This is a genomic window from Streptomyces sp. NPDC006643 (genome assembly GCF_042870175.1).
Taxonomy (GTDB): Bacteria; Actinomycetota; Actinomycetes; order Streptomycetales; family Streptomycetaceae; genus Streptomyces.
Genome location: NZ_JBIAHA010000016.1, coordinates 227,470 through 242,416, shown reverse-complemented (window position 1 = coordinate 242,416; position 14,947 = coordinate 227,470). Strand labels below are relative to the sequence as shown.

Here is a 14,947-nt window from a genome sequence, read left to right as displayed (position 1 = left end):
GGGGTGGGTGGTGCGCTTGGCGGGGCGGGTGTGCTCGATGCGCGCGTTGTTTGTTGGGGGGGTGGGGGGGGGGGGGGGCGGCCCCCCCCCCCCACCCCCCCCCCCCCCCCCCCCCGGCCGCTGTGTTGTGGAGACCGCGGCTCAGCGCGGTGTCAGAGGTGTCGGGGGTGTCATCGCGCGGCTGCCGCCGGGGCGGCCCCGTGGAGCGTGATCGCGCGCCGCATCGCCTCGCGGGCCCGGGGAGTGTCCCCCGCGTCGCGGTACGCGACCGCGAGACGGAACCAGCAGCGCCAGTCCCCCGGGGTGTCCTCGGTCTCGGCGCGCCGGGCGGCGAAGACGGCGTCCGCCGACGCGCGGTCCACCCGGCCGCCCGGGGTGCGCACCAGTTCGTCCACCGGCAGCCCGCCCTCGGCGTCCAGCTCGGCGGCGAGCCGGTTGGCCCGCCGGACGAACTGGGTGTTCTTCCACAGGAACCAGGCGCCGATGACCGGCATCACCAGCACGGCGATGCCGAACGTGACGGTCAGCGGCGTACCGATCCCGATGAGCGCGACGCCCCGGCCGCCGGCCAGAACGAAGTAGCCGACGAGCAGCGCCGCCATGACGAAGTACATGATCTTGGCGCGCACGGCGGTCAGCCCGGCAGGTTCAGGTCGAGGAAGTGCTCCAGGCCGTAGGTGAGGCCCGGTGTGCCGACCACCCGGCGGACGCCGAGGAGGATCCCCGGCATGAAGCTGCTGTGGTGCAGGGAGTCGTGGCGGATGGTGAGCGTCTCCCCCTCGGCGCCGAGCAGCACCTCCTGGTGCGCCAGCAGTCCTCGGAGCCGTACGGAGTGCACACGCACACCGTCGACGTCCGCGCCGCGCGCCCCGTCCAGCGCCGTGACCGTGGCATCGGGCTGGGGCGCGCAGCCCGCGTCGGCGCGGGCCTCGGCGATCAGCTGGGCGGTGCGGTTGGCGGTGCCCGACGGGGCGTCCACCTTGTTCGGGTGGTGGAGTTCGATCACCTCGGCGGACTCGAAGTAGCGCGCCGCGGCCTGGGAGAACTTCATGGTGAGGACGGCCCCGATGGAGAAGTTGGGCGCGACGAGCACGCCCGTTCCCGGGGAGTCCGCCAGCAGCGTCCGCAGCCGCGCCAGGCGGTCGTCGGTCCAGCCGGTGGTGCCGACGACGGCGTGGATGCCGTGGCGTACGAGGAAGTCCAGGTTGCCCATCACCGCGGAGGGCGCGGTCAGTTCGACGGCGACCTGGACCCCCGAGTCGGCGAGGGTGTCCAGGTCGTCGTCCCGGTCCAGGGCGGCGACCAGTTCCAGGTCGTCGGCGGCCTCGACGGCCCGTACGGCCTCGGAGCCGATCCGGCCCTTGGAGCCGAGAACGGCCACCCGCAGTTTGGTGCTCATCGCTCTGTTTCCTTCTGCTTCCTTAGGAGGCCGCGGTGAGGCGGTGCGGTCAGGCGACCGCTTCGTCGAGCCGGTCGGCCTGCTTGTCCTTGAGGGGGCCGATGACCGACAGCGAGGGGCGCTGTCCCAGTACGTCGCGTGCCACCGCGCGTACGTCGTCGGGGGTGACGGCCGCTATCCGCGCCAGCATGTCGTCCACGGACATCTGGGTGCCCCAGCACAGCTCGCTCTTGCCGATGCGGTTCATCAGCGCGCCGGTGTCCTCCAGGCCGAGGACGGTGGAGCCGGAGAGCTGGCCGACGGCGCGGCCGATCTCCTCGTCGCTGAGTCCGTCGGAGGCGACCTGGTCGAGCCCGTCGCGGCAGAGCTTCAGTACGTCGTGGACCTGGCTGGGGCGGCAGCCCGCGTACACGCCGAACAGTCCGCAGTCGGCGAAGCCCGAGGTGTACGAGTACACGCTGTAGGCGAGGCCGCGCTTCTCCCGTACCTCCTGGAAGAGGCGGGAGCTCATACCGCCGCCCAGGGCCGTGCTGAGGACCCCCAGCGCCCAGCGGCGCTCGTCCGTGCGGGAGAGACCCGGCATGCCGAGGACGACGTGTGCCTGCTCCGTCTTGCGGTTCAGCAGGTCGACGCGGCCCGCGGTGCGCAGCTCGCGGCGGCCCTCGCGCGGGGCGACGGGGACGGCGTCCGTACGAGACAGGGCGCCGGCCTTCTCGAAGGCGCGGCTCACCTGTCGTACGACGGTGTCGTGGTCGACGTTGCCCGCCGCGGCCACGACCAGGTGCGTCGGGTCGTAGTGCTTCTTGTAGAAGCGGGCGATCCGGCCGCGGTCGAGGGCGTTGACGGTGTCGACGGTGCCGAGGACGGGGCGGCCGAGGGGGGTGTCGCCGAACATCGTCTTCGCGAAGAGGTCGTGCACGCAGTCGCTCGGGTCGTCCTCGGTCATGGCGATCTCTTCGAGGATGACGCCCCGCTCGGCGTCGACGTCCTCGGCCTCGATGAGCGAGCCCGTGAGCATGTCGCACACGATGTCGATCGCGAGGGGAAGGTCGGTGTCGAGCACGCGCGCGTAGTAGCAGGTGTACTCCTTCGCCGTGAAGGCGTTCATCTCGCCGCCGACCGCGTCTATGGCGGAGGAGATGTCGAGGGCGCTGCGTTTCCGGGTGCCCTTGAAGAGGAGGTGTTCGAGGTAGTGCGTGGCGCCGCCCAGCGTGGGCGTCTCGTCGCGCGAGCCGACCTGTACCCAGATGCCGAAGGTCGCCGACCGTACGGACGGCAGCGACTCGGTGACGACGCGCAGGCCGCCGGGGAGGGTCGTGCGGCGGACGGTGCCGATGCCGTTCTGCCCCTCGAGGAGGGTTTGGGTACGGGCGACGGCCCGTACCTCCGAGGAGGTGCGGGCCGTCGTCGTGGAACTACGAAACGTCACTGGGAGGCTTCGTCCTTCTGGTCGTCCTGCTTGTCGTTCTTCTCTTCGTCCTCGCCCTCGATCACGGGGATCAGGGAGAGCTTGCCGCGCTGGTCGATCTCAGCGATCTCGACCTGGACCTTCTGGCCGACGCCGAGGACGTCCTCGACGTTCTCCACGCGCTTGCCGCCGGCGAGCTTGCGGATCTGCGAGATGTGCAGCAGACCGTCCTTGCCGGGGAGCAGCGAGACGAACGCGCCGAAGGTGGTGGTCTTGACGACCGTACCCAGGTAGCGCTCGCCGACCTCCGGCATGGTCGGGTTGGCGATGCCGTTGATCGTGGCGCGGGCGGCCTCGGCGGCCGGTCCGTCGGCGGCACCGATGTAGATGGTGCCGTCGTCCTCGATCGTGATGTCGGCGCCGGTGTCCTCCTGGATCTGGTTGATCATCTTGCCCTTGGGGCCGATGACCTCACCGATCTTGTCCACCGGGATCTTGACGGTGATGATCCGCGGGGCGTTCGGGGACATCTCGTCCGGGACGTCGATGGCCTCGTTCATCACATCGAGGATGTGGAGGCGGGCGTCGCGGGCCTGCTTCAGCGCGGCGGCCAGGACCGAGGCGGGGATGCCGTCGAGCTTGGTGTCGAGCTGGAGCGCGGTGACGAACGTCTTCGTGCCGGCGACCTTGAAGTCCATGTCGCCGAAGGCGTCCTCCGCACCGAGGATGTCGGTGAGGGCGACGTAGTGCGTCTTGCCGTCGATCTCCTGGGAGATCAGGCCCATGGCGATACCGGCGACGGGGGCCTTGAGGGGCACACCGGCGTTCAGCAGCGACATGGTGGAGGCGCAGACCGAGCCCATGGACGTCGAGCCGTTGGAGCCCAGCGCCTCGGAGACCTGGCGGATCGCGTAGGGGAACTCCTCGCGCGTCGGCAGCACCGGCATGATGGCGCGCTCGGCGAGCGCGCCGTGGCCGATCTCGCGGCGCTTCGGCGAACCGACGCGGCCGGTCTCACCGACGGAGTACGGCGGGAAGTTGTAGTTGTGCATGTAGCGCTTGCGGGTCACCGGCGACAGGGTGTCCAACTGCTGCTCCATGCGGAGCATGTTGAGGGTGGTGACGCCCAGGATCTGGGTCTCGCCACGCTCGAACAGCGCGGAACCGTGCACACGCGGGATGGCCTCGACCTCGGCGGCGAGCGTACGGATGTCCGTGACGCCGCGGCCGTCGATGCGGACCTTGTCCTTGATGACGCGCTCGCGGACCAGGGACTTCGTCAGCGCGCGGTACGCGCCGGAGATCTCCTTCTCGCGGCCCTCGAACTGCGGGAGCAGCTTCTCGGCGGCGAGCTCCTTGACGCGGTCCAGCTCGGCCTCGCGGTCCTGCTTGCCGGCGATGGTGAGCGCCTGCGACAGCTCGCTCCGCACGGCGGCCGTGAGGGCCTCCAGGACGTCGTCCTGGTAGTCGAGGAAGACCGGGAACTCGCCGGTGGGCTTGGCGGCCTTGGCGGCGAGGTCGGCCTGGGCCTTGCAGAGCGCCTTGATGAAGGGCTTCGCGGCTTCCAGTCCGGCGGCGACGATCTCCTCGGTGGGAGCGTCGGCGCCGTCGGCGACGAGCTGGATGGTCTTCGTGGTGGCCTCGGCCTCGACCATCATGATCGCGACGTCGCCGTCCTCCAGGACGCGGCCGGCGACCACCATGTCGAAGACGGCGTCCTCGAGCTCGGTGTGCGTCGGGAACGCGACCCACTGGCCCTTGATCAGGGCGACACGGGTGCCGCCGATCGGGCCGGAGAAGGGCAGGCCGGCCAGCTGCGTGGAGCAGGAGGCGGCGTTGATCGCGACCACGTCGTACAGGTGGTCGGGGTTGAGCGCCATGATCGTCTCGACGATCTGGATCTCGTTGCGCAGGCCCTTCTTGAAAGAGGGGCGCAGCGGGCGGTCGATGAGGCGGCAGGTGAGGATCGCGTCCTCGGAGGGCCGGCCCTCGCGGCGGAAGAAGGAGCCGGGGATCTTGCCGGCCGCGTACTGCCGCTCCTCGACGTCCACCGTGAGGGGGAAGAAGTCGAGGTTGTCCTTGGGCTTCTTGGAAGCGGTGGTGGCCGACAGCACCATGGTGTCGTCGTCCAGATACGCGACGGCGGAGCCGGCGGCCTGCTTGGCCAGGCGGCCCGTCTCGAAGCGGATGGTGCGGGTGCCGAACGTGCCGTTGTCGATAACGGCCTCGGCGTAGTGGGTCTCGTTCTCCACCAGTGGTTCTCCATACTCGTCGTTGTCGTCTTTCGTCCCGCGCCCGTGTGGCGGGGGACAGGCGGAGAAGCGCTCCTGCGGGCCGGTCTTCGATCGAAGCTCCCGGGGCGGCGGCGTGGGCCGCGGGCGGCGTTCGCCGCGCCGTTCCGGGGGCCACTACCGAGGACCGGCGGCGGCGGAGGGGCGCTCCCCCTCGTCAGTGGGTGGTGCCTTCTTGTGCTGCTTCTTCGGTGGTTCCGTGGTGCTTCTCAGTGGTGTCCGGGAGCTGTGCTCCTGCGAACAGGTTACTGAGCTTCTTGCGCATACGGCGAAGGGAGCGGTCCCCGGTGTGTGGGAACCGCTCCCTTCACGGCGTACTACTTGGCGCCGCCGGCCGCGCCGCGGCGGATACCCAGGCGGTCGACCAGCGCACGGAAGCGCTGGATGTCCTTCTTCGCCAGGTACTGCAGCAGGCGGCGGCGCTGGCCGACCAGGATGAGCAGACCGCGACGCGAGTGGTGGTCGTGCTTGTGCGTCTTGAGGTGCTCGGTCAGGTCCGAGATACGGCGCGAGAGCATCGCGACCTGGACCTCGGGGGAGCCGGTGTCGCCTTCCTTGGTGGCGAACTCCGACATGATCTGCTTCTTCGTAGCGGCGGCAAGCGGCACGCGTACTCCTCGTGTGGTCTTCGTAGCCATCGAGCGCCCCAGGTCGAATTCGCTGGGGATCTTCGGTTACTCGAGTGGCGGGGGTGATCGGCCGATGATGTTCGGTCGCTGGTTCCGGACAGACCGGAACGCGTACACAAACGGCCGTCACACAGCGTACCAGCCAGTCAAGACGTCAACGCACGGATGGAGTGGTAGACGTCGAACACCGCCAGACAGAGCGGGACGACCGTCAGTAGTACGAAGGACTCGGCGATCTCCAGGAAACGGCCCCAGAAGGGCGTGACGCCCTTGCGCGGCACGATCAGCCCTATGGCGATGATCAGCGCGGCGATCCCGGCGATGGCGGCGGTCAGCCAGACCGTACGGATGTCGAGAGCCGTGCCGTCACCGCGCAGCGCCTCGCGGATCAGCCCCTCCGGGGGGTTGAGGCAGAGCCCGAGTCCCAGCAGGACGAGGGCGCCGAGGCCCGCGGCGAGGGCGCAGCCGACCTGCGCCGTGTAGCTGAAGAGGTGGGCGCGCATCAGCATGGCGACGCCGGTGGCGAGGGCGAGCAGCTGGCCCCACAGGCCGTCGGAGAATCCCAGGACGCCGGCGGCGCCGACGGCCACCAGCGCGCAGCCGCCGACCAGGCCGACCAGCAGCTCGTGGCCGCGCCGGGCCTGGGCGGCGATGCGCTCGGGGTCGACGGGGGCGGGGGGCGCGGGGTCGCTTCCGTAGTCGCCCGCGGCGGTACGGGGCGGCTCGAAGCCGATGGGGAGGCGGGCGAAGCGGGTGGAGAGGCCCGGCAGGAAGGCGAGTGTTCCTACGGAGAGCGCGGCGCAGACGGCGGCGGTCTCGGCGGGCGCCATGTCGGTCGTGATGGCGATGAACGTCACCAGGAGGCCGACGGCGGAGGCGAAGACGAACGCGACGAAGGGGCCGTCGCCGCCGGGGGCGACGATCACCAGGATCACCGAGGCGACCAGTACGGCGGCGCACGCGAGCAGGAACTGGAGCCTGCCGATGCCCTGGCCGTCCGCGAAGGGCAGCAGTCCGGAGCCGGCGACCGCGGCGTTGGCCAGCGAGCCGATGCCGAGCGCGACGGTGGAGCCGCGGTCGTCGTACACCCGGGCCCGTACGCCGGCGAGGGCGACCAGCAGGACGGCGGTGACGCCGGCCAGGATGCCCGGCAGGCCGTGGGTGTCGTGCCGGGGGTCGGCGGTCCACAGGACGAAGGCGAGCAGCACCAGCAGGACGGAGCCGCCGAAGAGCCCGGCACCGCGCATGGCGCTGTCGGTCCACAGCGTGCGGTCGCGGGCGACCGCGGACGCGACGGCGTCGGAGACGTCGTCGAAGACCGCCGGGGGCAGGGACTCGGAGAAGGGGCGCAGCGACAGCAGTTCGCCGTCGAGGATGCGCTGGGAGGCCAGCGAGCGGGCACTGTCGAGGACGGTGCCGTCGCGGCGTACCAGGTGATACCCGACCGGGGCGCCGGCCGCGGGGCTCTGCCCCGACAGCCGCAGGATCTCCGAATGGAGGTCGGCGACGGGGATGTCCTCGGGCAGCGCCACATCGATCCGGCCGTCCGGTGCGACAACTGTGATCCGGCAGAAGCCGGTTCCACCGCTGGACGGGGCCGGTGCGCCGGGCTGACCGGTGCCGGTGGCCGCCGCTTGGGCCGTCATACTCACGTGCTGCATCCCCCTCGTGGATCCATACGCCCGATGCCTGCGTTCGCGCTTCTTCGCGCCTTTTCGCGCTTGTTCCCGTTTGCTTGCGCCGTTTGCACTTGTTCGCGCTCGCTTGCGCTGCTTCTGGTCCGAATGACCGCATTTCCGCGGATGGTTCACGCGTGCGCGAACGAGTCCGGTCACCCTACCGCCGGGTGGTGGGCACCCACGCAAGTAGGATCCTTGCCCGCGGATGTAGGCCCGTCGCCACGGGGGCGCCGGTGGGAACTCTTTCGTCCGGCAAGGGAATTGGTGAGCAGTGAGTCAGATCGTCGTCAAGCGCCCACCGCGGGCCCTGCCCGCCGAGGTACCGGGCGAGCATGTGCAGGTACAACCCCCTCCGCCGCTGCCCAGAGGGCAGCAGGAGGGCGCGCTCATGCAGCTGCTGCCGATGCTCGGCATGGGCGGTTCGGTCGTCTTCTTCTTCATGACGCCGAACCCGATCATGCGGATCATGGGCATGGTGATGATCGCCTCGACGATCGCCATGGCCATCGCGATGCTGGTGCGGCACCGGCGCGGCACCCAGGGTGAACTCGCCGACCTGCGGCGTGACTACCTCAAGTACCTGACGCAGACGCGGCGTACGGTGCTGCGGACCGCGCATCTGCAACGCGACGCGCAGTACTACCTGCACCCGTCGCCGGAGCAGCTGTGGGCGCTGGTCGCCGAGGGCAGCCGGGTGTGGGAACGCCGGGTGGCCGACGAGGACTTCGGGCAGGTACGTATCGGGCTGGGCAGTCAGCAGCTCGCCACCGCGCTCATCGAGCCCGAGACCGCGCCGGTGGACGAGCTGGAGCCGCTCACCGCCGGGGCGATGCGGCAGTTCCTCAACGCGCACAGCGTCGTGGAGGGTCTGCCGATGGCCGTCTCGCTGCGCGCCTTCTACCACTTGACGGTCACCGGCGAGGCCGAGTCGGTGCGCTCCACGGCGCGCGCGATGGTCGGTTCGCTGGCCTCGCTGCACTCCCCCGAGGACCTGGTGATCGCCGTGGTCGCGGGGCGGGAGGCGGCGCCCGGGTGGGAGTGGGCGAAGTGGCTGCCGCACGTCCAGGCGCAGGGTCCCGGGGACGGGGCGGGCAGCCGCCGGCTGATCACCTCCGACGTACGGGAGTTGGAGGAGATGCTGGCGGCGCGGCTGGAGGGCCGTCCGCGGTTCCAGCCGGGCGGGCACCCGCTGCTCGACCAGCCGCACATCGTGGTCGTCCTGGACGGCATGTCGCTGCCCCCCGTGTCGATGCTGGCGTCGGCCGAGGGACTCCAGGGCGTCACGGTCGTCGAGGTCGTACCGGGCGAGGTCACCGGCGCGCGCGGCGGCCTCTCCGTGGTGGTGCACCCCGACTCGCTGCGGCTGGAGTCGGGGCACGGCATGGTGTACGACGGGGAGCCCGACCGGCTGAGCCTGGAGGCCGCCGAGGCGCTGGCCCGTCAGCTCGCGCCGCTGCGGGCCGCGACGGGCGGGGACGACGACGACGAACCGCTGCTCGCCAACCTGGACTTCACCGATCTGCTGAACCTCGGGGACGCGGCGTCGGTCGACGTCACCCGTACCTGGCGGCCCCGTTCACAGGCGGAGCGGCTGCGTGTGCCCATCGGTGTGGGCGAGGACGGGGCGCCCGTAATGCTGGACCTCAAGGAGGCCGCGCAGGAGGGCATGGGGCCGCACGGGCTGTGCGTCGGGGCCACCGGCTCCGGCAAGTCCGAACTGCTGCGTACGCTCGTGCTGGGCCTCGCCGTCACGCACTCCTCGGAAACGCTGAACTTCGTCCTCGCGGACTTCAAGGGCGGCGCCACCTTCGCGGGCATGTCGCAGATGCCGCACGTCGCCGCGGTGATCACCAACCTCGCGGACGACCTGACGCTGGTCGACCGCATGGGTGACTCGATCCGCGGCGAGTTGAACCGCCGGCAGGAGATGCTGCGCGACGCGGGCAACTACGCGAACATCCACGACTACGAGAAGGCGCGCGCGGCGGGATCGCCGTTGCAGCCCATCCCGTCGCTGGTCCTGGTCATCGACGAGTTCAGTGAACTCCTGACAGCGATGCCGGACTTCATCGAGATGTTCGTCCAGATCGGGCGCATCGGGCGTTCGCTGGGTGTTCATCTGCTGCTGGCGTCGCAGCGGTTGGAGGAGGGCCGGCTGCGCGGTCTGGAGACGTACCTGTCGTACCGGGTGGGTCTGCGTACCTTCTCGGCCGCGGAGTCGCGCGCGGCGCTCGGTGTGCCGGACGCGTACCAGCTGCCGAACGTGCCCGGTTCCGGGTATTTGAAGTACGGCACCGACGAGATGGTGCGGTTCAAGGCCGCGTACGTCTCCGGGGTGTACCGCGCGAACGCCCAGGCCGTCGCGGGCACCGGGGGGCCGCTGCCGGTCGACCGCAGGCCCGTGCCGTTCACCGCGGCGCCGGTGCCGGTGCACTACGTACAGCCGGCCACCCGGCCCGCCGTACCGGACGCGCGCACCACTCCCGAGGACGACGCGCTGGCCGACACGGTGCTCGACGTGATCGTGCGCCGGCTCGAAGGGCGCGGCGCGGAGGCGCACCGGGTGTGGCTGCCGCCGCTGGACAATCCGCCGTCGCTGGACGAGCTGCTGCCGGGGCTGTCGAACGTGGAGGGGCGCGGGCTGACACAGCCGGGCTTCGAGGGCGCGGGGCGTCTGATCGTGCCGCTGGGCGTGGTGGACAAGCCGTACGAGCAGCGCCGCGACACCCTGTACCGGGACTTCTCCGGTGCGGCGGGGCACATGCAGATCGTGGGCGGTCCGCAGTCCGGCAAGTCGACGCTGCTACGGACGCTCATCGCGGGGTTCGCGCTGACGCACACGCCGCAGGAAGTGCAGTTCTACGGGCTGGACTTCGGCGGCGGCGGCATGTCGTCGATCGCCGGACTGCCGCATGTCGGCGGGGTGGCGTCACGGCTCGACCCCGAGAAGGTGCGACGGACGACGGCCGAGGTGTACGGGATCCTCACACGGCGCGAGGAGTACTTCCGTACGGCGGGCATCGACTCCATCAACACCTTCCGCAGGATGCGCCAACGGGGCGAGATCTCGGCGGCGGACCAGCCGTGGGGCGACGTCTTCCTGATCATCGACGGCTGGGGCAACTTCCGCACCGACTATGAGGCGTTGGAGCCCGCCGTCCTCGACATCGCGGCACGCGGACTCGGTTACGGCATCCATGTGGTGCTGACCGCGTCACGCTCGATGGAGGTGCGCGCCAATCTCAAGGACCACCTGATGAACCGGCTGGAGCTGCGGCTCGGCGACACGATGGACTCCGACCTGGACCGCAAGGCCGCGGTCAACGTCCCCACGGGGGTGCCCGGCCGTGGTCTGACGCCGGAGAGGCTGCACTTCATGGCGGCGGTGCCGCGCATCGACTCCATCAACTCCGACAGCGACCTGTCGGAGGCGACGGCCGCCATGACACAGGAGGTCGGCCGCCACTGGACGGGGCCGGGCGCCCCGGCCGTACGGCTGCTGCCGCGCGAGCTGGACGCCGCGACGCTGCCGGCGGGGGCCGAGCAGCCGCAGCGCGGCGTGGCGTTCGCGATCGACGAGAACCTGCTGGAGCCGGTCTTCGTCAACTTCGACCGCGATCCGTTCTTTCTGGTGTTCGGCGAGAGCGAGTCCGGCAAGTCGAACCTGCTGCGCCTGCTGATCAAGCAGCTGTCGGAGCGGTACGACGGGAATTCCGCCAAGTTCTTCGTCATCGACAACCGGCGCGCGCTGCTGGACGTGACGCCGTCTACGCACCTGGCGGAGTACGTCCCGATGTCCAACAACATGGAACACCACGTGGACGCGCTGTCGGACCTGATGCAGCGCCGTACGCCCGCGGCCGACGTCACGGCGCAGCAGCTGCGTGAGCGCAGCTGGTGGCGGGGGCCGACGGTGTTCGTGGTCGTCGACGACTACGACCTGGTGTCCACCTCCAGCGGCAACCCGCTCAACAAGCTCACGGAGCAGCTGCCGTTCGCGCGTGACGTGGGTGTCCGCTTCATCATCGCGCGCAGCGCGGCGGGGGCGAGCAGGGCCTCGTACGAGCCGTTCATGCAGCGGATGATGGAGCTCGGCGCGCAGGGCGTACTGCTCTCGGGCGACCCGCAGGAGGGCGACATCCTCGGCGGCGTACGGGCGCGTCCGATGCCGGCGGGCCGTGGCATCTTCATCTCCCGCCAGCGCGGCAACCCGCTGGTGCAGACCGGCCTGATGCCGTCCATGGACGAGCGGTGACGGAGTCGGTGACGGAATTGGTGATGGAGTCGGTGACGGTGACGGAATTGGTGATGGAGTCGGTGCCGGTGATGGAGTCGGTGATGGATATGACGCTGGATATGGCGTTGGAGGTGGGGCGGTGACGGCGGCGGGGGTCTTCGTGGCCTTCTTCGCGGTGCTCTTCCTGGGCCTGGCCTTCGTGGATCAGCGCAAGGTGTGGTGGCGCTTCCAGGCGAGACGCTTCGACAACCCGGCGGCCCACGAGCCGTCGGACGGGCTGATCCGGGGACGGAAGATCGCGCTGATCGTGCTGGCGCTGTTCCTGGGGTGGCAGGCGGTGGAGTTTTTCCGGCTGGCGGGGATGGAGTGAGGCGGGCCGGAATGGGGCGTGTGAGGGTCAACCTGTTTACGCCGGACGACACTTGCGTGCGGTCAGTGCGCGTCAATAGGTTGATACGGAATGACGAGATCAATCAGTGAGCACCAGCACGGGGGAAGGAATCCCAGATGGCATGGGACGAATGGGACCAGCTGAAGGCGTCGGCCGCGAGCAACGGGCAGACACAGATGCAGATCAACGGGATCCCGGAAGAGGACAGGCCCAACGCGGGTAGTCCCACCGGTGACCTCTCGGTCGATCAGAAGGACTTGGCCGCGATCGGCGACGAGGCGTTCAAGCTGTACAACCGGCTGTGGGAAGAGGCACGGGTCACCCAGACCGACACGGCGGCGTCCGATCTGAAAACCCAGGGATTCGCCCTGGGCGGGGCGCTCAGCCATGTCTCGCTGCGCTGGGACCGGCAGCTCGGATCGGTCATGGACGCTTGCGCGCTGATTTCCAACCACATGGACTTCACGAAGAAAGCACACGAGGGCGACGAAATCTTCATCGAGCGCCATGTGAGCAGCATCTCCACTCTTGACGCGGGCTTCGACGAGTCGTGGGCGCCCCCAGGCAAGAAGAACGATGTCTACGGCGACCCCAAGAAGGACGAGAAGGACTAGAGGAGCAGACTCATGGATTTCGAAGCTCTTCACTCCGCCAACTTCAAGACACTCGATGACACGGTCGACGCCTGGACCAAGATGCTCGCGAAACTCGTCGACCTGAAGAAGGACGCTCAGGACGGGCTCAGGGGCAAGGCCAACAAGGCCAACTGGGCCGGGTACAACGCCACGGTGTCGCGTGAGTTCATCGGCAAGACCGCCGAGGAGTTCAACGACGCGCACACCCAGGCCGAGTCGATCCGCAACATCATCCGCGACACCCAGGGTGAGCTGAAGACCCAGCAGCGCCTGCTCAAGGAAGCCATGGAGCGGGGGCGGAACAACCACATGTCCGTCAAGTCCGCCGGCAGCGGGTTCACCGTCACCCCGAATCCCGATCCGAAGCCCGCGAACGGCCAGAAGGATGTCGACGCGCTGCGGGACGAACTTCAGGGAATTCTCAACACGGCGACCGAGGTGGACAACACCGCGTCCACGTCGCTCAAGGCACTGGTCGACCTTACCGACTACGGCTTCTCGGGGCAGAAGTACGCGGACCGCGATTCCGCCGCCAACGCGATCAAAGAGGCGGAGAATCTCGCCCGTCTCGCGAAGAAGAACCCGGAAGACCTCACGGTCAAGGAGTTCGACACGCTCAACGCCGGCCTGAAGAAGTACTCGGGCGACGAACTCTTCTCCGAACGCTTCGCCGAGCAGCTGGGCCCCAAGGGAACCCTCGAATTCTGGGACGCCATCACCGATCCCGCCACGAACCGGGAAGTGTACTCGGAGCGGCGCGAACAGCTCGGTGATCTACAGAAGAACCTCAGTCTCACGCTCGCCACGGCGACTCAGGCCGACACGCCTGAAATGCGCAGGTGGACGTATGAGATGACGGAGCTGGGCGGCCAGCCCGTACACAAGAACAGCACCACCATGGGCTTCCAGGTGATGAGCAACCTGATGCGCTGGGGCAATTTCGACGACCAGTTTCTCAAGAGCTACGGCACCGAACTCATGGAGACCGAGAAGGCGGCCACCAGCAACGGCCGCCACGGGGCGACGGTCTGGACCCATATGGGCATGGACCCGAATCTCAACCGCACCGGTGAGGACTCCGGATCGGACCCCATGATCGGCTATCTGAAGGCGCTGTCGAACAGCCCGGACGCCGCGACGGATTTCTTCAACGATCCGTTCCTGTCGAAGGACGAGGACCACGACTTCAAGGAGAAGAACGCGGATGGCAAAGAGGTCAAGGCCTCGCTTTCCAACTTCGACTATCTCTTCGAAGAGCGCGACTGGCCACCGGAGCGCGACAAGGACGGCGAGAACAGCATCTCGGGCCGTAACAACCTGGGAGCTGCACTGGAGGCGGCGACGACGGGTCACCCGGCGGGCGAACTGCCGACTCTCGACACTCCTGCCCACAACGCCGGGCAGGCGGAACTGGCGAAGAACTTGATGGTGTCAATCTCGGAAAAGCCGGATCGGCTCACCGAGCACGGCTACATGTCCGACAGCGTGGGCCAGATCGCCGCCGAATATATGCCTGACATCAATCGAGGTTTGTACGCCGGGAAAGAGTCGGCGAACGATCTGTTTCCGGTGGTCGGCGAAGCGGCGAAGATCCCTGAGGTCGACATCACCAGGTTCCTCTACACGGTGGGGCAGAATCCCGAGGGATACGCGGCGGTCAACGCAGGACAGGCAGCCTATACGACGTCCCTGATGGAATATCACTTCACCAATCCAGGCGCCTTCGTTCAGGACTCTAATTTCAGCGATAGCGACAACCTGAAGCAGGGAATTGAGGGTGTTGCGAAAATGAGTGGCGAAGTCCAGGGAACGATCGGGGCAGGCCGCGCCTTCGCGAGCGAGGAGGAGGGGGGCACAAAGGACCAAGACTTCAACGACGCGATCCAGACCACCAGTACCTGGGTCGGCTCCGGGATCGGCATCGGGGTCGGACTGGCGACGGCTCCGTTCATCGGCCCTGGTGGCATAGTGGCGGGTGGATTGGCGGGCACCGCAGTGGATGAGATTCTCGGCGGTCTCACTGAAGGGTCACTGAAAGACAGTTCCGGCGAAGTCATCTACCGCAACGGCCAGGAAATAGACGCGACACGACAGTCCACTTACACGCTTGTCGAAGCAGCTGCCGAAAAGGCGGGCGAGAGCGCGAAGAATCCGTCGCCAGCGATTGTCGACGCTGCCGCGAACGCAGCGGAGGAGGGCTTTAACAACGCCCGCACGAACCTCAGCGACTTTATCGACGGTGAAGGAACTCCCCGGCAACTCGAGCCGAAGAAGTAAA

The 14,947-nt window shown here is 68.7% G+C and carries 11 protein-coding genes; 5 read left to right on the top strand and 6 right to left on the bottom strand.

All coding sequences use genetic code 11. From position 1 onward, the window contains the following. Nucleotides 1-170: 170 nt before the first annotated feature. The 6 genes from ACFYNU_RS22850 to eccD form a co-directional block, all read right to left on the bottom strand. Entirely contained in the window at nt 171-629 is a 459-nt protein-coding gene (locus ACFYNU_RS22850) for a tetratricopeptide repeat protein (RefSeq protein ID WP_356595979.1), read from the bottom strand. Between the two features lie 5 nt (nt 630-634). Beyond that, on the bottom strand, nt 635-1,399 hold the full coding sequence (dapB, locus tag ACFYNU_RS22845) for a 4-hydroxy-tetrahydrodipicolinate reductase (protein WP_356595977.1): 765 nt from the start codon (nt 1,397-1,399) through the stop codon (nt 635-637). Between the two features lie 49 nt (nt 1,400-1,448). Further along, nucleotides 1,449-2,828 (bottom strand): pitrilysin family protein, encoded by a 1,380-nt coding sequence (locus ACFYNU_RS22840; protein WP_356595975.1) that lies wholly within the window; start codon nt 2,826-2,828, stop codon nt 1,449-1,451. Next, nucleotides 2,825-5,059 carry a polyribonucleotide nucleotidyltransferase gene (locus ACFYNU_RS22835; protein ID WP_135072277.1) on the bottom strand — a complete coding sequence of 745 codons (2,235 nt, stop codon included), beginning with the start codon at nt 5,057-5,059 and terminating at the stop codon, nt 2,825-2,827. The genes ACFYNU_RS22840 and ACFYNU_RS22835 overlap by 4 nt, the downstream gene beginning before the upstream one ends. Nucleotides 5,060-5,415: 356 nt before the next feature. After that, entirely contained in the window at nt 5,416-5,706 is a 291-nt protein-coding gene (gene rpsO, locus ACFYNU_RS22830) for a 30S ribosomal protein S15 (RefSeq protein WP_023538273.1), read from the bottom strand. Nucleotides 5,707-5,873: 167 nt separating this feature from the next. Further along, complete coding sequence (eccD, locus tag ACFYNU_RS22825; RefSeq protein WP_356595993.1) at nt 5,874-7,373, bottom strand: type VII secretion integral membrane protein EccD; 1,500 nt, start codon at nt 7,371-7,373, stop codon at nt 5,874-5,876. 304 nt (nt 7,374-7,677) lie between these two features. On the opposite strand from eccD, the gene eccCa reads away from it, so the two are divergent. The 5 genes from eccCa (at nt 7,678) to ACFYNU_RS22800 (ending at nt 14,946) form a co-directional block, all read left to right on the top strand. Then, nucleotides 7,678-11,661: a type VII secretion protein EccCa gene (gene eccCa / locus ACFYNU_RS22820; protein ID WP_356595972.1), complete on the top strand. Its 3,984-nt coding sequence runs from the start codon at nt 7,678-7,680 to the stop codon at nt 11,659-11,661. Beyond that, nucleotides 11,658-11,786: a hypothetical protein gene (locus tag ACFYNU_RS22815; RefSeq protein ID WP_356595970.1), complete on the top strand. Its 129-nt coding sequence runs from the start codon at nt 11,658-11,660 to the stop codon at nt 11,784-11,786. Before eccCa ends, ACFYNU_RS22815 begins: the two co-directional genes overlap by 4 nt. Next, entirely contained in the window at nt 11,783-12,013 is a 231-nt protein-coding gene (locus ACFYNU_RS22810) for a hypothetical protein (RefSeq protein WP_356595968.1), read from the top strand. Before ACFYNU_RS22815 ends, ACFYNU_RS22810 begins: the two co-directional genes overlap by 4 nt. A gap of 137 nt (nt 12,014-12,150) precedes the next feature. Continuing rightward, entirely contained in the window at nt 12,151-12,648 is a 498-nt protein-coding gene (locus ACFYNU_RS22805; protein ID WP_356595966.1) for a hypothetical protein, read from the top strand. A 12-nt stretch (nt 12,649-12,660) separates the two neighbouring features. Beyond that, nucleotides 12,661-14,946: a hypothetical protein gene (locus ACFYNU_RS22800; protein WP_356595964.1), complete on the top strand. Its 2,286-nt coding sequence runs from the start codon at nt 12,661-12,663 to the stop codon at nt 14,944-14,946. Nucleotide 14,947: the final 1 nt, after the last annotated feature.

Coding starts and splice junctions, on each gene's coding strand:
- dapB (WP_356595977.1), bottom strand. CDS start 1,399: ATGAGCACCAAACTGCGGGTGGCCGTTCTCGGCTCCAAGGGCCGGATC.
- eccD (WP_356595993.1), bottom strand. CDS start 7,373: ATGACGGCCCAAGCGGCGGCCACCGGCACCGGTCAGCCCGGCGCACCG.
- ACFYNU_RS22805 (WP_356595966.1), top strand. CDS start 12,151: ATGGCATGGGACGAATGGGACCAGCTGAAGGCGTCGGCCGCGAGCAAC.
- ACFYNU_RS22800 (WP_356595964.1), top strand. CDS start 12,661: ATGGATTTCGAAGCTCTTCACTCCGCCAACTTCAAGACACTCGATGAC.